Consider the following 20,556-nt stretch of genomic DNA (forward strand, 5'->3'; position numbering starts at 1 on the left):
GCTCGTCCACCGCGCTTTCCTAGGCTTTCTCGCGTCCGGTGGTGGCGAGGGGTTCGCGGAGCAGCCGTCGCGTGGGGTACGACGGCTGCACCCGGAACTTCACACGCCGAAGCGCTCGAGCAAGGCCCGCACGGCGGGCGGGTCCTCGACGTGGGCGTTGTGCCCGAGACCGGCGAGCGTGACGGCGTCGGGATCGAGCGCCCGCAGCTGCTCCGGACGGCTCATCGGGTCGTTCTCGCCCGCGGCGAGCACGACCGGGCAGCGCGCCCCGGCCAGCAGGGCCGGCATGTCCGGCGCGCCGAGGCCGAACGCGGCCGGGTCCATCGCGAGGCGCCAACCTCCCTCGGTCTCGCGAAGCCCGGCCGGGTCGGTGGGCGCGATGCCGAGCAGCCCGGACACCTTCAGGTAGGCCTGCTCGGCGTCCTCCCGCGTCGCGAACACCCGGGGCGGCTTGGCCGCGAACGAGGCGGCGCGGTTCAGGTCGTCCTGGCTCCACTCGACCTTCACGCCGAGGGCCAGCACGCCGGCGACCTCGACGTCGTAGCGGCCGGACGCCAGTTCCAGCGCGAGCACACCGCCGAGCGAGTGCCCGGCGATGATCAGCGGGCCGCCGTCGGGCAGCGCCCGCGCGACCCCCTCGGCGAGGGTGGCGAAGCTGTAGTGCGGCAGCGGGGCGGACGGGCCGTGACCGGGCAGGTCGGGCACGAGAACGCGCCGGTCGAGCAGGACGGCGAAGTGGTTCCAGACGGCGCCGGTCGAGCCGAGGCCGTGCAGGAGGAGGACGGCCGGTTCGCCCTTGCCGCCGGTGCGCATGTTGAGCGTGTCCATCCGCGCAGCTTCCCAAACTGTCGGTGGGCGCGGCTAGGGTCGCCTCGTGACGATCACCGATCCGGACACCTATGTGCGAGGTGTCCCGTACGAGGAGCTGGCGCGGCTGCGGCGCGCCGGCCCGGTGGTGCGCGTCGACGACTTCTGGGCCGTGCTCGGCCACGCCGAGGTGCGGCGGGTGCTGCGCGACCCCGGGGTGTTCTCCTCGCAGCTCGGCGGGACGCAGATCCGCGACGCGGCAGACCTCGCCTACGTGCGCCGGATGATGCTGAACATGGACCCGCCCGAGCACGGCCGGCTGCGCGGCCTGCTCACGAAGGCGTTCACCCCGCGAGCGGTCGCGAAGCTGACTTCGCAGATCGAGAGCTGGGCGCGGGAGCTCGTCGCGGCGGTCGCCGATCGCGGGGAATGCGACTTCGCGCAGGTGGCCGCCGACCTGCCGCTGCGCACCCTGGCCGGGGTGTTCGGCGTGCCGGAGCAGGACCGGCGGCTGATGTACGACTGGAGCAACCGGGTGATCGGCTACCAGGACGCCGAGTACGCGGTGAGCTCGACGGTCTCCGTTTCCGAGGTGAGCGAGCTCGCCCGGGCCGCGCTCGCCGTCCGCCCGTCGCCCGGGCCGGACGGGTCGATGCCGGATCCCCGCACCCGCGCGGGCATGCCGGATCTCTACGCGTACGCGAACGCGTTGGGCGAGTACAAGCGCGAGCACCCGGGCGACGACGTGATGAGCAACCTGATGCGGCACGTCGGCGACGACGGCGGCCGCGTCTCGCTCGCCGAGTTCGAGAACCTGTTCTGGCTGTTTTCCGTGGCGGGCAACGAAACCCTCCGCAACGGCCTGCCCGGCGGGCTGCTCGCCCTGCTCTCGCACCCCGCGGAATACCGCCGGCTGCTCGACGACCGGTCGCTGCTGCCGACCGCGGTCGAAGAGATGCTGCGCTGGTGGACGCCGGTGATGCACTTCCGGCGCACCGCCGTTTCCGACATTCGGCTGTCCGATGTGGACATTTCCGCCGGGGACAAGGTGGTGGTCTGGTTCTCGTCGGCCAACCGGGATCCTTCGGTGTTCCCCGACCCGGACACCTTCGACGTCGGCCGCACCCCGAACGACCACCTGACCTTCGGCCACGGCCCGCACTTCTGCCTCGGCGCGCACCTCGCGCGGGTACAGCTGCGGGCGATGTTCGACGCGGTGCTCGACCGGCTCGGGTTCGTGGAACTCGCGGGCGAGCCGGTGCGGCTGCGGTCGAACTTCCAGAACGGCCTCAAGTCGCTGCCGATCCGGTGGGGGCGCTGATGGAGATCCGGGAGCTGCGGACGTTCGTCGCGGTCGTCGAGGCGGGCGCGATGTCGAAGGCCGCGCGGCAGCTGCACGTGAGCCAGCCGGCGCTGTCCCAGACGATCACGGCCCTCGAAAGGCGGCTCGGCGTCCGGCTGCTGGTGCGCACGAGCACCGGCGTGCAGGTCACCGACGCCGGGACGACGCTGCTCGGCGAGGCCCGCGCCGTGCTGGCGCGCCACGACCAGGCGCTCGCCGCGATGGCCCGGCACACCGCGGACGGCGGCGGCGTGCTGCGCGTCGGCGTCCCCCTGGAACTGCCGCCGGAGCTGCTGCCCTCGGCGCTCGCGCGGCTGCCGGACACGCGGGTGCAGGCCCGGCACCTGTCGTCGGTGGCCCAGGTGGCCGCGCTGCGGGCCGGCGAGCTGGACGTCGGGCTGGTCCGCGAGCGACCGCCCGGGCCCGACCTCGACGCGGCACTCGTGGTGACCGAGGACGTCGGCGTCCTGCTGGCCACGGACCTGGCGGAGAAGCTGGGCTCGCCGGTCCGGCTGGAGAACCTGGCCGGCCTGGAGTGGTTCGCCTTCCCGCGTGCGGGCAGCCCGGCCTGGTACGACGAGCTGGCGGCGATCCTGCGCAGCCACGGCCTCGACGTCGGGCCGGAGGTCCCGGAGGAGCAGCGGCTGATCGTCGAGCTCAAGATCCCGGCGGTCAGCGCGGGCGGGGCGTACGCGTTCGCGCCGCCCGGGTGGCCGTACCCGCTGCCGGACACCGTGCGCTGGGTGCCGCTGGCCGGGAACCCGATCGTCCGGCGGACCTGGGCGGTGTGGCCGGCGACGTCGCGCCGGCGGGACGTCGCGGAGTTCGTCGCGGCGCTGGAAGACCATCGGCGGAACGGATCGCGGGCATAAGGAGGGCCGAAGGCTCATGCGGAAGGGTTTTGCGGGCGGTCTCGCTTGAACTCTGCGACCGGGGAAACACCCCGGTTGCGAAGGAGTTGAGCATGACTGCGGAACTGTCCGGGTCGACGGCCCTGGTGACCGGTGGGACGAGCGGCATCGGCCGCGCGACGGCGGTCGCGCTGGCCGGGCTCGGCGCGCACGTGGTGCTGTCCGGCCGGGACGCCGGGCGCGGCGCCGAGGCCGTCGAGAAAATCCGTGCGGCGGGCGGCAAGGCCGACTTCGTCGCGGCGGACCTCAAGGACGCCGCGTCGGCGCGTGCCCTCGCGGCCCGGGCGCGCGAGGTGGGCGGGCCGATCGACGTGCTGGTGAACAACGCCGGCGTGTTCCCGACCGGGCCGACTTCCGGCTTCCCGGAGGCGGACTTCGACACGGTCTTCACGACGAACGTGAAGGTGCCGTTCTACCTCGTCGCCGAGCTGGCGCCGGAAATGGCCGCGCGCGGGCACGGCGCGATCGTCAACGTGTCGACGATCGTCGCGTCGGCCGGCATGGCGGGCATGGCGCCCTACGGCGCGTCGAAGGCGGCGATCGAGCTGATGACGAAGGCGTGGGCGGCGGAATTCGGCCCGTCGGGCGTGCGCGTCAACGCGGTGAGCCCGGGCCCGACCCGCACGGAAGGCACGGCGGCGTTCGGCGACGGCCTGGACGACCTGGCGGCGGCCGGCCCGGCCGGCCGGGTGGCGGCCCCGGAGGAGATCGCGGCGGCGATCGCCTTCCTGGCGGCGGGCGACGCGAGCTTCGTCCACGGCGCGGTGCTCCCGGTGGACGGCGGCCGGCTGGCGGTGTGAGCCCCGGCGGACGGCGTCACCGCAGGAAGGTGACGCCGTCCCGCGGCCGCTCGTCCACCGTCAGCGAGAACACGTCCGGCCGCGCGTAGTGCCCCGAAACGTCGAGACTGTGCCGCGCGGCCACGATCTCCTGCAGGTCGATCTCCGCCGTGATCAGGCCTTCCGCGTCGCGCAGCGGGCCGGCCAGCACGTCCCCCAGCGGGCCGACGATCACGCTGCCGCCGCGGAACGGGTCCTCGCCCGCGGACTCGTAGGGGCACGCCGAAACCACGAAGCACCGGCCCTCGTCGGCGATGTGGCGCATCGACGCCTGCCAGACGTCGCGGTCGTCCGCCGTCGGGGCGCACCAGATCTCGACGCCCTTGGCGTACATCGCCGCCCGCAGCAACGGCATGTGGTTCTCCCAGCAGATCGCCGCGCCGGCCCGGCCCGCCGCCGTCGGGACCACCGGGAGCGTCGAACCGTCGCCGCGGCCCCAGAACACGCGTTCCCGCGCCGTCGGCACCAGCTTGCGGTGCTTGCCCACCAGCCCCAGCCCCGGGTCGAGGAACACCACCGTGCTGTAGAGCGTCGAGCCGTCGCGCTCGATGACGCCCACCACCAGCGTCGCGCCGGTCCGGGAAGCGAGCCCGGCCAGCGCCGCCGTCTCCGGGCCCGGCACGGCCACCGCCGTGTGGAAGTACTCGACGAACGGCACACGGCCCGGATATCCGCCGAGCACCGCCTCCGGCAGCACCACCAGGGAGACGCCGCGGAGCTCGTCCTCGAACGCCAGGATCCGCTCCAGCGGAACACCCGTCCCGAGCTGCAGCGCGGCGACGACCGTCATCCGCGCGCCGGCCACGGGACCACCGCCGACGTGCGCCGCTGGTAGTCCGCGTACTCGGGGTACCGGGACTTCGTGATGCTCTCGGTGAACCGCGTCGAGCCCACGAACAGCAGCGTCAGCAGGACCGCGCCGGCGACCGTCCACTGCGGACCGCCCGCGACCACCCCGAACGCGGCGAACGCCCACCACTGCGCCTGCTCGAAGAAGAAGTTCGGGTGCCGCGAGTAGCGGAACAGCCCGGCCTGCAGGAACCGCGTCGGCGCCCGGCCCGCGTGCTTCTCGCGGTGGAACTCCCACTGCTGCTGGTCGGCGACCGTCTCGCCGGCGAGGAAGGCGGCGAACACCACCGCGACGACGACGTCCGCGACCCCGAACCCGCCGGGGTGCTCCAGCGCGGTCAGCGCCGGGAGGGTGATCAGCAGCAGGATGGCGTTCTGGTACAGCGAGATGAAGAAGAAGTTGAACAGCTGGAACTGCCACGGCGCCATCCGTTCGCGCAGCACCGCCCACCGGTAGTCCTCGCCGCCGGGCGCGTAGCCGCCCTTGCGGGCGAAGTTGAACGTCAGCCGGGCGCCCCACAGCATCACCAGCGCGAACATCACGTCGAGCCGGGCGTCGGCGAACCCGGCGGCGCCGGCGAAGATCCCCACGTAGGCGACCGGCACGATCGACCAGATCCGGTCGACCCAGGAGTACTCCCTGGTCAGCACCGAGACCAGCCAGGTGCCGAGCGTCACCCCGGCGAAGACGTACAGGCACACCCGCAGCGCGTCCATGTGCTCACCTTAGAACCTACGATCGGCGTCGTGCCGCATTCCTTCCTCAGCCACCTCGAGTGCTCGCGGACCGGCGAACGCCTGGACGCCGACGTCGTCCAGGGCCTCTCCCCGGCGGGCGCGCCGCTGCTCGCGCGTTACGACCTCGAGGGCGTCCGCGACGCCGTGACGCCGAAGGAGATCGCCGGGCGCGAACCGACGCTGTGGCGCTACCACGAGGTGCTGCCCGTACGCTCGGCCGAGCACGTCGTCAGCCTCGGCGAGGGCATGACACCGATGCTGCGGCTGCGGCGCTACGGCCGCGAGCTGGGGCTGTCACGCCTGTGGATAAAGGACGAAGGCCTGGTCCCGACCGGCACGTTCAAGGCCCGGGGTGCCGCGGTCGGCGTCTCCCGGGCGGCCGAACTGGGCGTGCGCGGGATCGCGATGCCGACGAACGGCAACGCCGGCGCGGCGTGGGCGTTGTACGCGGCGCGCGCGGGGCTGTCGAGCCTGGTCGCGATGCCGGCCGGCGCCCCGGCGATCACCATGCGCGAGTGCGTCGCCGCCGGTGCCGAGCTGTACCGGGTGGACGGTCTCATCGGCGACGCGGGCAAACTCGTCGCTTCGGCGGTTTCGCGGCGTCCCGGAGTGCAGGACGTCTCGACGTTGAAGGAGCCGTACCGCATCGAGGGCAAGAAGACGATGGGGTACGAGATCGCCGAGCAGTTCGGCTGGCGGCTGCCCGACGTCATCCTCTACCCCACCGGCGGCGGTGTCGGCATCATCGGGATCTACAAGGCGCTGCTGGAGATGCGGGAGCTGGGCTGGGTTTCCGGTCCGCTGCCCCGGCTCGTCGCCGTCCAGGCCACCGGGTGCGCACCGATCGTCTCGGCGTTTTCGCGCGGGGCGCGGGAAAGCACGCCGTTCCCGGATGCCCGGACGGTCGCCTTCGGCATCACCGTGCCCAAGGCGCTGGGCGACTTCCTCGTGCTCGACGCCGTATACGTGACCGGCGGTACCGCGATCGCCGTCACCGACGAGGAACTGCTCGCGGCCCAACGGGAACTGGCCTCACGTGAAGGCACCTTCGTCTGCCCGGAGGGCGGCGCGTGCTTCGCCGCGCTGCGGCACCTTCGCGAGTCCGGATGGCTCGAGGGCGACGAAGACGTCGTCGTGCTCAACACCGGCGCCGGGATCAAGTACCCGGAGACGGTGCCCCTGGACGTCCCGCTCCTGTCGACGACCGACGCGATTCCTTAAAGGACCGAGCGCACGGTCTCGGGGTCGCGGGCGACGACCGCCGTGCCGTCGTCGGCCGTGATGATCGGCCGCTGGATCAGCTTGGGGTGCCCGGCGAGCGCGTCGATCCACTTCGGCCGGTCCTCGGGCGTGCGGCCCCTGGTCTTGAGGCCGAGCTCCTTCGCGACGGGCTCGGCGGTGCGCGTGATGTCCCACGGTTCGAGGCCGAGGCGGGTCAGGACGGCTTCGAGCTCGGCCGCCGTCGGCGGGTCCTCGAGGTAGCGGCGCACGGTGTACTCCGCGCCGGCCTCGTCGAGCATCGACACCGCGGACCGGCACTTCGAGCACGCCGGGTTGATCCAGATCTCCACGGCGGCAGCTTACCGCCCTGGTTTTGGAGCGCGTGCTCTGTTACGGTCTCGGCATGCCCCGCCCCCGCGTCCACGACCTCGACGCGCTCCTCGACGTCGCCGAGCGGCTCATCGCCTCCTCGGCGGAGGTCACCGTGCGTGGCCTGGCGACGGCCGCGGGCGTCCCGAACGGGACGATCTACCACGCGTTCGGGTCACTCAGCGCCCTGCGGGCCCGGGTCTGGCTGCGCGCGGCGACGGCGTTCCTCGACCTCCAGACCTCGCGCGTGGACCAGGCTTCGTCGCCGGTGGAGGCGGTCGTCGCGGCGGCGGACACGCCCGCGGTGTTCGCATCCCGGCGTCCCGAGGGGGCGCGGATGCTGCTGTCGGTGCGGGGAGACCGGCTCTTCGGCCCCGAGCTGCCCGACGAACTGGCGGAAGCCCTGCACGCGCTGGACAAACGCCTGGTCGCCCTGCTGGTCCGGCTCGCCCGCGGGCTGTGGGACCGCGGCGACGGCCTGGCGGTCGAGGTGATCACGACGTGCGTCGTCGACCTGCCGACGGCGTTCTTCCGGCGTGACATCACCGATCCACTGGTGCGGGAAAGGCTGGCCGCCGCGGTGCGGGCGGTGCTGACCGTGCCCCCTCGAGAAAAGGACCGACCGTGACCGTATCCGTGCTCGACTTGGGCGACGACGAAAACCGGTTCTCCCCGGACTGGCTGCAGCGCGTCCATTCCTTTTTGGACGGCGTCGAGGGCGCCCTGGTGACCACCGGGGGCGGCAAGTTCTATTCGAACGGCCTCGACCTCGAATGGCTGACCGCCCACGGCGACCAGGCAGCCGGGTACGTCGCGGAGGTCCAGGAGCTGTTCGCCAGGGTGCTGACCCTGCCGGTCCCGACCATCGCGGCGATCAACGGCCACGCGTTCGGCGCGGGCGCGATGCTGGCGATGGCCCACGACTTCCGCGTGATGCGCGGGGACCGGGGTTATTTCTGCTTTCCGGAGGCGGACATCAACATCCCGTTCACCCCGGGAATGGCGGCGCTGATCCAGGGCAAGCTGACGCCCTCGGCGGCCATCGCGTCGATGACGACGGCCCGGCGTTTCGGTGGCTTGGAAGCGGCGGAGATCGGGTTGGTGGACGTGGTCGCGGGCGAGGGCGAAGTGGTGAAGGTGGCTCGCGAACGGGCGGAGGCATTGGCGGGCAAGGACCGCGGAACATTGGGCGCGATCAAGGCGACGATGTTCGCGCCGGCCGTGGCGGCTTTGCGGGCGGGGTAGGCCTCCGGCCCCCGGTATCCAGCTTACCGGGGGCCACCGACAGTTTCGGTTGGTCGGCGGGGCAGCGGCGGCGCGAGGGCAGCGGGGAAGCTGCAGTGCAGCGCGAAGCGCAGCCGCAGTGCAGCGCGAAAGCGGGGCGCGCGGGAAAGCGGTGAAGCGGTAGCCGCAGGGCAGCGCACGAAGCGCGCCCAGCGAGGCGACCGCGCGGGGAAAGCGCGCAGCCGCACTGCGGCACGGAGGCACTGCGGCGCAGAGGCGGCGCCAGGCCCGCGCGGCGAAGCCCGCCGCGCGGCAGCGAGCGACCGCCACAGAGAGCGGCGTGCCCGCAGCTCACCGCTCTTGGCCCACTCGAGCCAACCGGCCACGCAAATGAACCCGCTCCGGCTCGGTCCCCGCCAGCTCCAGCGCCTCCCGGTACGCCACCGCCGCCTCCGCATGACGACCCAATCGGCTGAGCAAGTCGCCCCGCGCCGCCGGGAAGGGGCTGTAGCCGCTCAACCTCGGCTCCTCCGCCAGCCCGTCCAGCAACGCCAGCCCCGCCGCCGGGCCGTCGCGCATGGCGACCGCCACCGCTCGGTTCAGCTCCACCACCGGTGAGGGTGCCAGCCCGCGCAGCACGTCGTACAACGCCACGATCTGCGGCCAATCCGTGCTCGCCACGTCCGGGGCCTCGTCGTGCAGGGCCGCGATCGCCGCCTGGACGCCGTAGCGGCCCGGTGGGCCTCCCGTCAGCGCCGCCACCACCAAATCCGCCCCCTCGGAGATCATCGCGCCGTCCCAGCGGGTGCGGTCCTGGTCGTCGAGGAGCACCAGGTCGCCGTCCGGGCCCGTGCGGGCGTCGCGGCGGGCGTGGATCAGCAGCATCAGCGCCAGCAGGCCCGCCACCTCCCGCTCCCCCGGCAGCAGCCGGCGCAGGATCCGCGCCAGGCGGATCGCCTCCTCCGCCAGGTCGAGCCGCTGCAGGTCCGGGCCGGAACTCGCCGCGTAGCCCTCCGTGAAGATCGAGTAGACGACCTGCAGCACGCCCGGCAGGCGCCCCGGCAGCTCGGCGGCGTCCGGCACCCGGAACGGGATCCGCAGCGTGCGGATGCGGTTCTTCGCGCGCACGATCCGCTTGCCCATTGTCGCGCTCGGGACCAGGAACGCGCGCGCCACCTCCGGGGTCGTCAACCCCGCGAGGCAGCGCAACGTCAGGGCCGCGCGGTCCTCGGCCGGCAACGCCGGGTGGGCGCAGGTGAAGAACAGCTGGAGCCGCTCGTCGGGCAAGCCGCCGTCGATGAGCGGGGCGGGCGCCGGGCGCTCGGCTTCGACCTGCAGCACCGCGAGCCGGGCCGCGTAGGCCTGGTCGCGGCGCAGCCGGTCGACGGCCTTGCGCCGGGCCGTCGTCATCAGCCAGGCGCCCGGCTTCGGCGGCACGCCCTCGGCCGGCCAGTGCACCAGCGCCGCCTCGATCGCCTCCGACGTCACCTCCTCGGCCAGGTCGAGGTCGCCGAACCGCCGGACGAGCGCGGCGAGCAGCAGCCCGCGCTCCTCCCGGAACACCGCCTCGACCGACGCCTCGGCCCGCCCCGCCACCGCGGTCAGTCCCCGTACGAAGCGAGCGGCCGGACGACGATGTGCCCGCCGCCGCGGGATCCCGGGCAGCGCGCCGCCCAGTCGAGGGCGACGTCGAGGTCCGGCACGTCGACGACGAAGTAGCCGCCGAGCACCTCCCGCGATTCGGCGAACGGCCCGTCGGTGACGACCCGCTCGCCGTGGTCGTCGACCCGGACGGTGGTGGCCGTGGTGAAGTCGGCGAGCGAGTTCCCGGAGACGTAGACCCCCGAGTCCTTGATGGTCTTGTCGAACAGCTGCCAGTCCTCGACCGTGCAGCCGCCCATGGCTTCGCCGTCCGCGTCGAGCGAGGCGTTGATCAGCATCAGGTACTTCACGGGATCCTCCAGTGGCTCGGTTGCCGTACGCGGTGACAACGAACGGCCGACGCCGCCTTGGACATCCTCGCCGGAGATTTTCTCATGTCAAGAAACTTTGACACGATGTCTGGTTTGTTTTACCTTGACGAGGTGACCCACGAAGAGAAGCGCGCCTGGATCCTCGGGATCGCCGCGGTAGCGAGCTACGCGGTGTACCTCGTCCTGATCCTCGGCCGGGCCGGCGGGCACCCGCTGGCCGAAGTCCCCTACGTCGCGACGCTGCTGTGGACGGTCGGCGCGTCCATCGTCGCGACGATCGTGCTGAGCATCGCCGCCGCGATGGTTTCGAAAGACGGCGCGAAGGACCAGCGCGACCGCGAGATCGGCCGGTTCGGCGAATACGTCGGCCACTCGTTCGTCGTCATCGGCGCCGTCGCCGCGCTGCTGCTCGCGATGGCCGAGGCGCCGCACTTCTGGATCGCCAACGCCGTCTACCTGGCGTTCACGCTCTCGGCGATCCTCGGGTCGATCGCCCGGATCTTCGCCTACCGCCGGGGTTTCCAGCCGTGGTGAAGCCGACGCGCGTCACGAACTCGCTGCGCGCCCTCCGCTTCGCGCACGGCCAGCTGACCCAGGCCGAGCTCGCCACCCGGCTCGGCGTCACCCGCCAGACCGTCATCGCGATCGAGCAGGGCCGGTACTCGCCGTCGCTCGAGATGGCCTTCCAGATCGCGCACGTGTTCGGAGTTCCGCTCGAAGAAGTGTTCCAGTACCCGGAGGAGACGTCGTGAAAGCCATCGTCCAAGACCGTTACGGCAGCCCGGACGTCCTCGCGCTGAGCGAGGCCGGCAGACCGTCGCCCGCGGCCGGCGAGGTCCTCGTGCGCGTGCACGCGGCCGGCGTCGACGCGGGCGTGTGGCACTTGACCACCGGGCAGCCGTACCTGCTGCGCCTGCTGGGTTTCGGGCTGCGCCGGCCGAAGCAGCCGGTGCGGGGGCTCGACTTCGCCGGCACGGTCGAGGAGGTCGGCGACGGCGTCACGCGGGTCCGGCCGGGTGACGAGGTGTTCGGCGTCTGCGAGGGCGCGTTCGCCGAGCACGCCGTCGCGAAGCAGGAGCTCGTCGCGACGAAGCCCGAACGCGTCTCGTTCGAGGAGGCGGCGGCGGTCCTCGTCTCCGGCGGTACCGCCCTGCAGGCCCTGCGCGACGTGGGCCGCGTCCGGCCCGGGCAACGCGTCCTGGTCATCGGCGCGGCCGGCGGCGTCGGATCCTTCGCGGTGCAGCTGGCCAAGGCCTTCGGCGCGGACGTCACGGGGGTGTGCAGCACCGCCAAGACGGACCTGGTCCGCAGGCTCGGCGCCGGGCACGTCGTGGACTACACGCGGGAGGACTTCGCGGCGCGGCGGTACGACCTGATCCTGGACACCGCGGGCCTGCGTTCGCTGACCGACCTGCGCCGGGCGCTGACCCCGCGCGGCACGCTCGTGATCGTCGGCGGTGAAGGCGGCAAGTGGTTCGGCGGCATCGAGCGCGTCTTCCGGGCGGCGCTGCTGAACCCGTTCGTGCGGCACCGGTTGTGCGGGCTGGTCGCCCGCGTCCGGCCCGCGGACCTCGAGACCCTGCGCGAAATGCTCGAGACCGGACGGCTCACGCCGGCCCTCGACCGGACCTATCCCCTCTCGGACGCCGCCGCCGCGGTCGGCCACCTCCGCGCCGGACGCGCGGCGGGCAAGGTCGTCCTCCTCCCCTGAGGCCGCGATCCTCCGGCTTCCCGGCCCGGTCGACGTGGCCGGCGGCGCCCGGGAGCAGCGGAAGACGCTCAGCCGTAGCGCGCGTGGCAACGTCCGGATGCCCCAGTACTGGATGAACGCGGTGCTCTCCCGGCTGAGGGCCCGCACCGTCTCCTCGAGCAACTGGGGATCCGGCCGGCCGTTGAGCGCGGCGTACCCGGCGAGCCGGGTCCCGCCCTCGTCGTCACCGCCGGTTGCCGAGGGGCCTTGCGCAGCCGCCGGCACTCGTCGGCGAACAGCCGGACCGTTTCCATCGTCGGCGGGAGGTCTTCACCCCGGGCCAGATCAAGTGGGTCGCGGCCCCGAGGAGCGCGACCAGGCTGACCGCGGTGCCCCGCCACCGCCGGCGTCCCTTCACGGCGTCAGCGAAAGGCGCCGGCGTGCGCCTCGGCCCACTCGGCGAAAGTCCGGGCCGGCCGCCCGGTCACCTCCGGCACCGCCGGGTACACCGTCGCCTCGTCCAAAGTCCCGTCCACGTAGAAGTTCCAGAACGCGTCGACGTACTCGCGCGGCATGCCCGCCTCGAGCTCGGTGCGCGTCTCGTCGTTCGACAGCCCCACGAACCGGAGGTCCCGCCCCAGCACCGAACCCAGCACGGAAACCTGCTCCACCGGCCGCATCGCCACCGGCCCGGTCAGCTCGTGGACCAGCCCTTCGTGCCCGCCGGCCAGCGCGAGCGCCGCGACCGCCGCGATGTCGGCCGGGTCGATGCACGCCACCGGGACGTCCGGGAACTGGACGCGGACCGTGTCGCCGGAGCGCAGCTGCGGCAGCCAGCGCAGGGCGTTCGACATGAACGCGCGCGGCCGCAGGAACGTCCAGTCCAGGCCCGATTCCCGCACCGCGCGCTCGGACAGCGTCATGTAGCGGGAGACCGCGTTGTCCAGGTCTTCCAGCGCCGCCGATCCGCCGGACAGGAGCACGATCCGCCGCACACCAGCGTCCCGCAGCATGCCGGACATGTCCTCGTAGCCCGACATCAGGAAGACGCCCTCGACACCCTTGAGAGCGTCGGTGAGGCTGCCAGGCGAGTTGAGGTCGCCCACCGCGGCCTCGACGCTGTCCGGCAGCGGGACGTCCGGCCGGCGCACCAGCGCCCGGACCGGGGCGCCCGCCGCCGCGAGTGCCGAAACCACTTCCGCGCCGACATTGCCGGTGGCGCCGGTGACCAGGAACATCGCTCCACCCCCCGAGAGCCGTTCCGGCCAGCCTAGCGCCACCGGCCGCCCTCAGTCCTGCGTCGGCAGTTCGTCGAACTCGACGACCTGGCGGATCTCCACCTCGATCTCCTGGTCGAACAGCTCGACGTACCGCTTGGCGAACTCGACGGCCTCGGCCCGGTCGGCCGCGTTGATCAGCGCGAACCCCCCGATGACCTCCTTGGCCTCGGCGAACGGCCCGTCGGTCACGCGGATCGCGGCGCCGCGGGCTTTGCGGACCAGCGAGCCCTTCTCCGTCGGGTGGACGCCCTCCGCCGTGATGAGGATGTCCTTCTCCGCCGCCTCCTGGATGAACGCGCCCATCTTCCCGATGAACTCCTGGCTGGGGTTCCACGACTGCGGGTCACGCTCGTCGACGCGGTGCATCATGAGGAAACGCATGGTCTGCTCCCTGGTGTTTTTCGGCCGGGGCCCGGTTCCTCCCGGACTCGCTGACCGGCCTTCACCCCCGCGTCGAACGGCCGCTTCCGGCGTTCGACATTTCCCCGGGGAGATTTTTCCGGCAGAGTACCTGTGACCTGCATCACCGGAGGAAGGTGCCCGATGTCCGTCCTGCTCGCGATCGGCACGCGCAAGGGTCTGTGGCTGGCGACCAGCACGGACGACCGGGCCACCTGGGAGGTCACCGGCCCGCACCACCCGATGACCGAGGTGTACGCGGTCGGCATCGACACGCGCCGGGCCACGCCGCGGCTGCTCGCCGGGGTCACCAGCGAGCACTTCGGGCCGAGCGTGGCCACCAGCGACGACCTGGGCGCGACCTGGGCCGAACCCGACCACGCGCCGATCGCGTTCCCGCCGGACACCGGCGAATCCCTGGCCAGGGCGTGGCAGCTCGTGCCGGGCCCGGTGAGCGAACCGGACGTCGTCTACGCCGGCACCGAGCCGTCCGCCCTGTTCCGCTCGTCCGACGGCGGCCGCACCTACGAGCTCGTCCGCGGCCTGTGGGACCACCCGCACCGCGAGCACTGGACGCCCGGAGGCGGCGGCAAGGCCCTCCACACCGTGCTCCCGCACCCCACCGACCCCGGCCGCGTCACGGTGGCGATGTCCACCGGCGGCGTCTACCGCACCGAGGACGGCGGCGAGTCCTGGGAGGCGAGCAACACCGGGATCAAGGCGGTCCACGTGCCCGACCCGTACCCCGAGTACGGCCAGTGCGTGCACAAGGTCGCGCGGCACCCCTCCGAGCCGGACCGCCTGTTCGCCCAGGTCCACCATGGCGTCTACCGCAGCGACGACGCGGGCGCGACCTGGCAGTCCATCGCCGGCGGCCTGCCCAGCGACTTCGGCTTCCCCATCGTCGTCCACCCGGACCGGCCCGAGGTGATCTACACGTTCCCGCTGGTCGCCGACGCGATGCGGTTCCCGCCGGAGGGCCGGTGCCGGGTGTACCGCAGCGAGGACGCCGGGAAGTCGTGGGAGGCGCTGGGGCGGGGCCTGCCGGACGGGTACTGGGCCGGCGTCATGCGGGACGCGATGTGCACCGACGACGCCGACCCGGCCGGGGTGTACTTCGGCTCTCGGACCGGCGACGTCTACGCCAGCCGCGACGAGGGCGACAGCTGGCGGCTCGTCGCGGCACACCTGCCCGACGTGCTGAGCGTCCGCGCCGCGAGGGTGTGAACCGTGCGGATCACCGTGCTGCTGCCCGGGACGCTGCGGGAGAAGGCCGGCGGCGAATCCCGGCTCGACGTCGAGGTCGCCGGGCAGGCCACGCTGGGTGGCCTGCTCGACGCGCTCGCCGAGCGGTACCCGGCGCTCGAGCGGCGGCTGCGCGACGAGCAGGCGGGGCTGCGCCGGTACGTCAACTTCTACGTCGACGGCGAGGAGTGCCGCCACCGCGAAGGCACCGCGACGGTGCTGCGGGAGGACGCCGAGGTGCAGATCATCCCGTCGGTCGCGGGAGGCTGAGCTCGTCGAACAGCGCCGCCGCGCGATCGGCCGTCGCGGCCGCCCGGCGTCCGGTGCTGAGCAGCGCCAGTGCAAGGAGACCGGCCCCGAGCCCGGCGACCAGCCACCACACGCCGTGCGTGTTGCCCGTACCGGCGAGCGCGACGCCCAGTGTCGTGCCGGTCTGCCGTCCGGCGGAGGCCAGCGACGCGGCCACCCCGGCCATCGACCCCGGCATCCCGGAGACGGCGGTGTTGGTGATCGGCGGGTTCACCGCGCCGAGGAACACGCCGAACAGCAGGAAGGTCGCGAGCACGGCGGGCAGCGGCGTCGCCGGGCCGAGGAACGCGGAGACGGCACCGCCCGCGGCGAGGGCGACACCGGCGACGACGAGCGGCCACCGCGGCCCGCGCGTGCCGACGAACCGCCCGGTCCGCGGCGACAGGACCAGGACGAGCACGCCGACCGGCAGCAGGCACAGGCCCGCCGTCAGCGGGGTCATGCCCCGGACGTCCTGCAGGTACTGCGTCGTGACGAAGAGGAAGGCACCGAACCCGCAAAGCGCGAACAGCGCCATGACGATCGCCGCGCTGAAGGACACGCTGCGGAAGAGGCGCAGTTCGAGCAGCGGGTCGGCGCGGCGCGGTTCGTAGGCGAGGATGCCCAGCACGCCGAGCCCGGCGAGGGCGAGCAGGCCGAGGATCCACGGTGACGTCCAGCCCAGCCGGTGCGACTCGATGAGGGCGGCGACGACGCTGCCGAGCACCAGCAGCACGAGGCCCTGCCCCACCGGATCGAAGCGGCGGGCCCGCGGTGCTCGCGACTCGGGCACGAACAGCGCGGTGGCGACGAGCGCGGCTGCGATGATCGGGACGTTGACCCAGAAGACGGCGCGCCAGCCCAAGCCGTCGACGAGCGCACCGCCGAGGATCGGCCCGAGCGCCAGCGCCAGGCCGGACATCGAGCCGAACACGCCGATGGCGCGGGCGCGCTCGGCCGGGACGGGAAAGGTGGTGGCGACGATGGCCATCGCGACCGGGTTGAGCATGGTGCCGCCGACGGCCTGCAGCGCGCGAGCCGCGATCAGCCAGCCGATGCCCGGGGCCACGCTGCACAGCAGCGACCCGAGGCCGAAGACGGCCAGGCCGCACTGGAAGACGCGCTTGCGGCCGAACCGGTCGGCGGCCGAACCGCCGAGCACGAGGAAAGCCGCCAGGACCAGCGTGTAGGCGTCGACGGTCCACTGCAGGCCGGAGACGGAAGCGCCCAGGTCACGGCGGATCGAAGGCAGCGCGACGGTGACGATGGAGATGTCCATCACCACGACGACGATGCTGGCGCAGCAGATCGCGAGCACGAGGCGGGGGCGGCTGGTGGTCGGAACGTTCATGCGATCGACGCTAGGATTTAGAGCGTGCTCGAAGTCAAATCGCCGATCCCCGCGGAGGGCCTGACCATCGCGGACGCGGCCCGCCGCACCGGGGTCAGCGCGCACACGCTGCGCTACTACGAACGAGCGGGCCTGGTGGTCACCCGGGTCGACCGCACCAGCGGCGGCCGGCGCCGCTACCGGAAACTGGACCTCGACTGGATCAAGATCTGCACCAAGCTGCGCGCCACGGGCATGCCGATCAAGACGATCCGCCGCTACGCGGACCTGGTCGCCGCCGGCCGCGGCAACGAGCCGGAGCGCCTGGCGCTGCTGGAAGAGCACCGCGCCGAGGTGCTGGCCAGGCTGGCCGAACTGGAGGAGAACCTGCGGCTGATCGACCACAAGATCGGCGTGTACCGGGGCCGCTTGGAAGCGGGCGACGCGGACGGCCTGTGGGCGCCGGCGCCGCCGGGCTGATCGCGCGCCACCGCTATCCGAGACCGCTGTAGGCCGCGCCCACCATGGTCATCCCCCGGCCGTCGCCCACGATGGCGTCGAGCATCTGGTTCATCACGTAGGCGACCGTGAGGCCGGCGTCGAGGTCGTTGAACACGAGGGAACCGCCCATGCCGCCCCAGAAGCAGTTCCGGCCGCTGATGCCGTAGCCCAGGCCGTACCGCATCGGCACGCCCAGTCCGTAGTCGAGCCCGTGGTACTGCTCTTCCAACGCCCGCTCGCACCCGGCCCGCGACAGCAGTCCCGCGCCGCCGGAGGTGAGGACCGACTGGACCACGGCGACCGACCGGGCATTGCCGTAGCCGGCCCCCGACGGGATTTCCGCGCGCCGCCACGCCGCGGTGTTCGTGTCCTCGGGCACCAGCTCGGGATTGGGTGCGACGTCGAAGTGCTCGGTGGGCGGCGGCACGGTCATCCCCCCGGGCGGGGCGAGGGACGGCGCGACGCGGTGGTGGTGGCGCTCGGGCAGTCCGATGTGGAAGTCCGCGCCCAGCGGGCCGGCGACCTCCGCGGCGAAGAAGGCGCCGATCGTCTTCCCGGTGACCCGCCGGATCACCTCGCCGAGCAGAAACCCTTGCGTGAGCGCGTGATAACAGCCGATTTCCCCCGGCGTCCACCGCGGTTTCTGCGCAGCCAGCAGCGCGGTGACTTTCGGCGGGTCGCCCAGATCGGCGAGGGTGATGGGCGTGTCCCAGACGGGCAGCCCCGAGGTGTGCGACAGGACGTGCCGCACCCGCACGTCCGCGGCGCCGAACTCCGGCCAGTACCGGACGAGCGGCGCCTCGAGGTCCAGCTCCCCGCGATCGGCGAGGATCAAGGCGCACAAGGCGATCATCGTCTTGGTGGTGGACCAGACGTTGGTGATCGTGTCCCGTTCCCAGGCCACGGTCCGGTCGGCATCGGCGTACCCGCCCCAGAGATCGACCACGGGCTCACCGCGGAAGACGACCGCCACCGAGGCGCCGACATCGTCCTTGGCCAAGGACTCCGCCAGCGCGTCGCGCACCTCGTGGAACCGTTCATCGCACGTCCCGTGCACCTGCACCATGGGAATCGACTTAACCCGGTCGCCGCCGGCGGCGCCACCGAATTTAGGCGGCCCGGAGAAATGGCCGGCCGCGCATTCTCCACGAAATGTCCTTTATCAACTTGTAGTGCGCCACCCGGGCGCGCGGGTGCAACGATGGCTCCAGTGCTCCGGATGGAGCACATCGGAGGTGCGCCGATGGCGACCGAAGTGGCGACGTTCTGCCCGCTGTGCGTGTCCCGGTGCGGAGCCACCGCCACCGTCGACGAGGGACGCCTGCTCGCCCTGCGCCCGCTGCCCGGCCACCCCACCGGCCAGGCGATCTGCGTCAAGGGCAAGGCCGCGCCGGAGATCGTCGCGCACCCCGATCGGCTGCTGCACCCCCTGCGGCGGACCGCTCCGAAGGGCGCGGCCGACCCCGGCTGGGAGCGCATCGGCTGGGACGAGGCGCTGGCCACCGTCGCGGCGCGGCTGACGGCGATCGCCGCCGAGTCCGGGCCGGAAGCGGTCGTGTTCGGCACCGCCTCGCCGTCGACGTCGGCCATGTCGGACTCAGTCGACTGGCTGACGCGGCTCCGGCGGGCCTTCGGCAGCCCGAACCTCGTCAGCTACATGGAGCTGTGCGGCTGGGGCCGCCACCTGGCCACCACCTACACCTGGGGCGAGCCGGTGCCCGGCGCCTACTTGCCCGACCTCGAACGCGCCGGCTGCATCCTCTACTGGGGGTACAACCCGTCGGTGTCCCGGCTCGCGCACGCCACCGCGACCACGGCCGCGCTGCGGCGGGGCGCGAAGCTCGTCGTGGTGGATCCGCGCCGGGCCGGGCTGGCGAGCAAGGCCGACCACTGGCTGCGCGTCCGGCCCGGCACGGACGCCGCGCTCGCGCTCGCCATCACGCACGAGATGATCGAAAACGGCTGGTACGACACGGATTTCGTCACCCGGTGGACCAATGCGCCGTGGACGGTCCGGACCGACACCGGCGAGCTGCTGGCGCCCGGCACGCCCCCGCCGGACGGGGTGGCGACCCGCCGGGTGTGGGACCTCATCGCCGCGGAGTGCGCCCGGTTCACCCCCGACGTCGCCGAGCGGATCACCGGCGTGCCCGCGGACCGGATCACCGCCACCGCCCGGCTGCTCTGGGAAGCGCGCCCGGTCGCGTTCTACACCTGGAGCGGGCTCGAACAGCACAGCAACGCGACGCAGACCGTGCGGGCCATCGGCCAGCTGTACGCCCTCACCGGCTGCCTCGACGTGCCCGGCGGGAACGTCCTGTTCACGCCCGTGCCGGCGAATCCGGTCGACGGGATGCCGTTGCTCTCCGCCGGGCAGCGAGCCAAGGCCATCGGCGTCGCCGACCGGCCGCTCGGCCCGGCGCGGTTCGAGTTCGTCACCGGCGAGGACTTCTACCGGGCGGCGCTGGACGGCGTCCCGTACCGGGCCCGGGCGCTGGTCAACTTCGGCGCCAACCTGGTGCTGGCCCACGGCGACAGCGCACGCGGCCGGGACGCGCTCGGCGCGCTGGACTTCTTCGTGCACACGGACCTGTTCCTGAACCCGACCGCGGAACAGGCCGACATCGTGCTGCCGGCGACCAGCGCGTGGGAAGCCGAGGCGCTGCGGATCGGGTTCGAGACCAGCCAGGACGCGCAGTCCACCGTCCAGCTGCGCCGTCCGTTGGTCGCCCCGCGCGGCGAAGCCCGTCCCGACCTGCGGATCATCTTCGACCTGGCGCTCGCGCTCGGCCTGGGCGAGCACTTCTTCGACGGTGACATCGAGGCGGCCTGGCGTCACCGGCTCGCGCCCAGCGGCGTCACCCTCGAACAGCTGCGGGCCGCGCCGGAGGGCATCCGCCTGCCGTTGCCGACGGTCCACCGCAAGTACGAGCAGCGCGGCTTCCGGACGCCCTCCGGCGTGGTCGAGCTGTATTCCGAGGAGCTGCTCCGGCAGGGCTACCCGCCGCTGCCGGGCTACGACGAGCCGTCGCTCAGCCCGCTGTCCCGGCCGGACCTGGCGGCCCGCTACTCGCTGATCCTCACCTGCGCCAAGTCGCTGTTCTTCTGCGAGACCCAGCACCGCGCCATCACCAGCCTGCGCAAGTCCGCCCCCGGCCCCCAGGTCGAGCTGCACCCCGAAACGGCGGCGGCGCGCGGCATCGCCGCCGGCGACTGGGTGCGGCTGGAGACGCCCCTGGGCAGCGTCCGCGCGCGGACGAAGTTCAACGTCAACCTCGACCCGGGCGTGGTGTGCGGCCAGCACGGCTGGTGGCAGCCCGCGGCCGGGCTCGGCGAGCCCGGCTATCCGGTCACCGGCGACGGCAGCGCCAACCTCAACCTCGTGCTGAGCCAGGGACCGAGCGACCCGGTGAGCGGCAGTTCACCGCTGCGCGCGTCGTTGTGCGAAATCGCCCGGGAGAACGGTTAGCGGCTCCGGGTCCCCGGGGCGGGCGATGATCGACTGGGGTGCCGTCGTCTACGGTAAGGGCGGAAGGGGCTACCGTCCGTG

23 protein-coding genes are annotated in these 20,556 nt (G+C 72.8%); 13 read left to right on the plus strand and 10 right to left on the minus strand.

The genetic code is table 11. The annotated features are described in order from the left end of the window. Positions 1 to 99: 99 nt before the first annotated feature. On the minus strand, positions 100 to 828 hold the full coding sequence (locus tag AB0F52_RS39980) for an alpha/beta fold hydrolase (RefSeq protein ID WP_360182568.1): 729 nt from the start codon (positions 826 to 828) through the stop codon (positions 100 to 102). Positions 829 to 874: 46 nt separating this feature from the next. Here AB0F52_RS39980 and AB0F52_RS39985 point away from each other — a divergent pair, with 46 nt between their 5' ends. The 3 genes from AB0F52_RS39985 to AB0F52_RS39995 all read left to right on the plus strand — a co-directional run bounded on the left by AB0F52_RS39985 (position 875) and on the right by AB0F52_RS39995 (position 3,860). Then, positions 875 to 2,128 carry a cytochrome P450 gene (locus AB0F52_RS39985; protein ID WP_360182571.1) on the plus strand — a complete coding sequence of 418 codons (1,254 nt, stop codon included), beginning with the start codon at positions 875 to 877 and terminating at the stop codon, positions 2,126 to 2,128. After that, positions 2,128 to 3,021, plus strand: a complete 894-nt coding sequence (locus tag AB0F52_RS39990) for a LysR family transcriptional regulator (protein WP_360182574.1) — start codon at positions 2,128 to 2,130, stop codon at positions 3,019 to 3,021. The genes AB0F52_RS39985 and AB0F52_RS39990 overlap by 1 nt, the downstream gene beginning before the upstream one ends. 92 nt (positions 3,022 to 3,113) lie before the next feature. Beyond that, positions 3,114 to 3,860, plus strand: a complete 747-nt coding sequence (locus AB0F52_RS39995) for an SDR family oxidoreductase (protein ID WP_360182577.1) — start codon at positions 3,114 to 3,116, stop codon at positions 3,858 to 3,860. Positions 3,861 to 3,876: 16 nt separating this feature from the next. On the opposite strand, the gene AB0F52_RS40000 is transcribed toward AB0F52_RS39995, so the two are convergent. Together AB0F52_RS40000 and AB0F52_RS40005 are read right to left on the minus strand one after the other, a co-directional pair. Continuing rightward, on the minus strand, positions 3,877 to 4,704 hold the full coding sequence (locus AB0F52_RS40000) for a carbon-nitrogen hydrolase family protein (RefSeq protein WP_360182580.1): 828 nt from the start codon (positions 4,702 to 4,704) through the stop codon (positions 3,877 to 3,879). After that, positions 4,686 to 5,465: a DUF1295 domain-containing protein gene (locus AB0F52_RS40005; RefSeq protein ID WP_360182583.1), complete on the minus strand. Its 780-nt coding sequence runs from the start codon at positions 5,463 to 5,465 to the stop codon at positions 4,686 to 4,688. Before AB0F52_RS40005 ends, AB0F52_RS40000 begins: the two co-directional genes overlap by 19 nt. A 30-nt stretch (positions 5,466 to 5,495) precedes the next feature. Here AB0F52_RS40005 and AB0F52_RS40010 point away from each other — a divergent pair, with 30 nt between their 5' ends. Continuing rightward, on the plus strand, positions 5,496 to 6,707 hold the full coding sequence (locus tag AB0F52_RS40010) for a threonine synthase (RefSeq protein ID WP_360182586.1): 1,212 nt from the start codon (positions 5,496 to 5,498) through the stop codon (positions 6,705 to 6,707). On the opposite strand, the gene AB0F52_RS40015 is transcribed toward AB0F52_RS40010, so the two are convergent. Then, on the minus strand, positions 6,704 to 7,057 hold the full coding sequence (locus AB0F52_RS40015) for an arsenate reductase family protein (RefSeq protein ID WP_360182589.1): 354 nt from the start codon (positions 7,055 to 7,057) through the stop codon (positions 6,704 to 6,706). The genes AB0F52_RS40010 and AB0F52_RS40015 overlap by 4 nt on opposite strands. Before the next feature lie 53 nt (positions 7,058 to 7,110). On the opposite strand from AB0F52_RS40015, the gene AB0F52_RS40020 reads away from it, so the two are divergent. Further along, positions 7,111 to 7,704: a TetR/AcrR family transcriptional regulator gene (locus tag AB0F52_RS40020; RefSeq protein WP_360182592.1), complete on the plus strand. Its 594-nt coding sequence runs from the start codon at positions 7,111 to 7,113 to the stop codon at positions 7,702 to 7,704. Further along, the gene (locus tag AB0F52_RS40025) at positions 7,701 to 8,321 is read left to right on the plus strand and encodes an enoyl-CoA hydratase/isomerase family protein (RefSeq protein ID WP_360182595.1); all 621 of its coding nucleotides are present in this window, start codon (positions 7,701 to 7,703) and stop codon (positions 8,319 to 8,321) included. The genes AB0F52_RS40020 and AB0F52_RS40025 overlap by 4 nt, the downstream gene beginning before the upstream one ends. Before the next feature lie 330 nt (positions 8,322 to 8,651). On the opposite strand, the gene AB0F52_RS40030 is transcribed toward AB0F52_RS40025, so the two are convergent. Then, the gene (locus AB0F52_RS40030; RefSeq protein WP_360182598.1) at positions 8,652 to 9,896 is read right to left on the minus strand and encodes an RNA polymerase sigma factor; all 1,245 of its coding nucleotides are present in this window, start codon (positions 9,894 to 9,896) and stop codon (positions 8,652 to 8,654) included. Positions 9,897 to 9,901: 5 nt separating this feature from the next. Continuing rightward, positions 9,902 to 10,252: a YciI family protein gene (locus AB0F52_RS40035; RefSeq protein ID WP_285989297.1), complete on the minus strand. Its 351-nt coding sequence runs from the start codon at positions 10,250 to 10,252 to the stop codon at positions 9,902 to 9,904. 105 nt (positions 10,253 to 10,357) lie between these two features. Here AB0F52_RS40035 and AB0F52_RS40040 point away from each other — a divergent pair, with 105 nt between their 5' ends. From AB0F52_RS40040 to AB0F52_RS40050, 3 genes are read left to right on the plus strand one after another with little or no spacing between them, the layout of a single operon-like run. Further along, the gene (locus AB0F52_RS40040) at positions 10,358 to 10,807 is read left to right on the plus strand and encodes a hypothetical protein (protein ID WP_360182601.1); all 450 of its coding nucleotides are present in this window, start codon (positions 10,358 to 10,360) and stop codon (positions 10,805 to 10,807) included. Continuing rightward, positions 10,801 to 11,025 carry a helix-turn-helix transcriptional regulator gene (locus tag AB0F52_RS40045; RefSeq protein WP_360182604.1) on the plus strand — a complete coding sequence of 75 codons (225 nt, stop codon included), beginning with the start codon at positions 10,801 to 10,803 and terminating at the stop codon, positions 11,023 to 11,025. The genes AB0F52_RS40040 and AB0F52_RS40045 overlap by 7 nt, the downstream gene beginning before the upstream one ends. Next, a complete protein-coding gene (locus AB0F52_RS40050; protein WP_360182607.1) occupies positions 11,022 to 11,984 on the plus strand; it encodes an NAD(P)-dependent alcohol dehydrogenase in 963 nt (320 codons plus the stop codon). Before AB0F52_RS40045 ends, AB0F52_RS40050 begins: the two co-directional genes overlap by 4 nt. Before the next feature lie 401 nt (positions 11,985 to 12,385). Here AB0F52_RS40050 and AB0F52_RS40055 read toward each other — a convergent pair whose 3' ends face one another. After that, on the minus strand, positions 12,386 to 13,201 hold the full coding sequence (locus AB0F52_RS40055; RefSeq protein ID WP_360182610.1) for an NAD(P)H-binding protein: 816 nt from the start codon (positions 13,199 to 13,201) through the stop codon (positions 12,386 to 12,388). A 51-nt stretch (positions 13,202 to 13,252) separates the two neighbouring features. After that, positions 13,253 to 13,624, minus strand: coding sequence for a YciI family protein (locus AB0F52_RS40060; RefSeq protein WP_360182613.1), 372 nt, complete (start codon positions 13,622 to 13,624; stop codon positions 13,253 to 13,255). Positions 13,625 to 13,786: 162 nt separating this feature from the next. On the opposite strand from AB0F52_RS40060, the gene AB0F52_RS40065 reads away from it, so the two are divergent. Continuing rightward, positions 13,787 to 14,869: an exo-alpha-sialidase gene (locus AB0F52_RS40065; protein ID WP_360182616.1), complete on the plus strand. Its 1,083-nt coding sequence runs from the start codon at positions 13,787 to 13,789 to the stop codon at positions 14,867 to 14,869. Positions 14,870 to 14,872: 3 nt separating this feature from the next. Further along, positions 14,873 to 15,157 carry a ubiquitin-like small modifier protein 1 gene (locus AB0F52_RS40070; protein WP_360182619.1) on the plus strand — a complete coding sequence of 95 codons (285 nt, stop codon included), beginning with the start codon at positions 14,873 to 14,875 and terminating at the stop codon, positions 15,155 to 15,157. Here the strand turns inward: AB0F52_RS40070 and AB0F52_RS40075 are convergent. Then, complete coding sequence (locus AB0F52_RS40075) at positions 15,132 to 16,526, minus strand: MFS transporter (protein ID WP_360182622.1); 1,395 nt, start codon at positions 16,524 to 16,526, stop codon at positions 15,132 to 15,134. The genes AB0F52_RS40070 and AB0F52_RS40075 overlap by 26 nt on opposite strands. Before the next feature lie 24 nt (positions 16,527 to 16,550). On the opposite strand from AB0F52_RS40075, the gene AB0F52_RS40080 reads away from it, so the two are divergent. Further along, on the plus strand, positions 16,551 to 16,985 hold the full coding sequence (locus AB0F52_RS40080) for a MerR family transcriptional regulator (RefSeq protein ID WP_360182625.1): 435 nt from the start codon (positions 16,551 to 16,553) through the stop codon (positions 16,983 to 16,985). 13 nt (positions 16,986 to 16,998) lie between these two features. Here the strand turns inward: AB0F52_RS40080 and AB0F52_RS40085 are convergent, their stop codons facing one another. Continuing rightward, positions 16,999 to 18,072: a serine hydrolase domain-containing protein gene (locus AB0F52_RS40085; RefSeq protein WP_360182628.1), complete on the minus strand. Its 1,074-nt coding sequence runs from the start codon at positions 18,070 to 18,072 to the stop codon at positions 16,999 to 17,001. Between the two features lie 177 nt (positions 18,073 to 18,249). On the opposite strand from AB0F52_RS40085, the gene AB0F52_RS40090 reads away from it, so the two are divergent. Further along, entirely contained in the window at positions 18,250 to 20,475 is a 2,226-nt protein-coding gene (locus tag AB0F52_RS40090; protein WP_360182631.1) for a molybdopterin-dependent oxidoreductase, read from the plus strand. Positions 20,476 to 20,556: the final 81 nt, after the last annotated feature.

Source organism: Amycolatopsis sp. NPDC024027, assembly GCF_040638975.1.
In the GTDB taxonomy this organism is placed as follows: domain Bacteria; phylum Actinomycetota; class Actinomycetes; order Mycobacteriales; family Pseudonocardiaceae; genus Amycolatopsis.

Excerpts from the sequence above, each read along its gene's own strand:
- AB0F52_RS40020 (WP_360182592.1), top strand. The coding sequence starts at position 7,111 with ATGCCCCGCCCCCGCGTCCACGACCTCGACGCGCTCCTCGACGTCGCC.
- AB0F52_RS40060 (WP_360182613.1), bottom strand. The coding sequence starts at position 13,624 with ATGCGTTTCCTCATGATGCACCGCGTCGACGAGCGTGACCCGCAGTCG.
- AB0F52_RS40055 (WP_360182610.1), bottom strand. The coding sequence starts at position 13,201 with ATGTTCCTGGTCACCGGCGCCACCGGCAATGTCGGCGCGGAAGTGGTT.
- AB0F52_RS40090 (WP_360182631.1), top strand. The coding sequence starts at position 18,250 with ATGGCGACCGAAGTGGCGACGTTCTGCCCGCTGTGCGTGTCCCGGTGC.
- AB0F52_RS40005 (WP_360182583.1), bottom strand. The coding sequence starts at position 5,465 with ATGGACGCGCTGCGGGTGTGCCTGTACGTCTTCGCCGGGGTGACGCTC.
- AB0F52_RS40065 (WP_360182616.1), top strand. The coding sequence starts at position 13,787 with ATGTCCGTCCTGCTCGCGATCGGCACGCGCAAGGGTCTGTGGCTGGCG.
- AB0F52_RS39980 (WP_360182568.1), bottom strand. The coding sequence starts at position 828 with ATGGACACGCTCAACATGCGCACCGGCGGCAAGGGCGAACCGGCCGTC.
- AB0F52_RS39990 (WP_360182574.1), top strand. The coding sequence starts at position 2,128 with ATGGAGATCCGGGAGCTGCGGACGTTCGTCGCGGTCGTCGAGGCGGGC.
- AB0F52_RS40075 (WP_360182622.1), bottom strand. The coding sequence starts at position 16,526 with ATGAACGTTCCGACCACCAGCCGCCCCCGCCTCGTGCTCGCGATCTGC.
- AB0F52_RS40040 (WP_360182601.1), top strand. The coding sequence starts at position 10,358 with ATGTCTGGTTTGTTTTACCTTGACGAGGTGACCCACGAAGAGAAGCGC.
- AB0F52_RS39995 (WP_360182577.1), top strand. The coding sequence starts at position 3,114 with ATGACTGCGGAACTGTCCGGGTCGACGGCCCTGGTGACCGGTGGGACG.
- AB0F52_RS40085 (WP_360182628.1), bottom strand. The coding sequence starts at position 18,072 with ATGGTGCAGGTGCACGGGACGTGCGATGAACGGTTCCACGAGGTGCGC.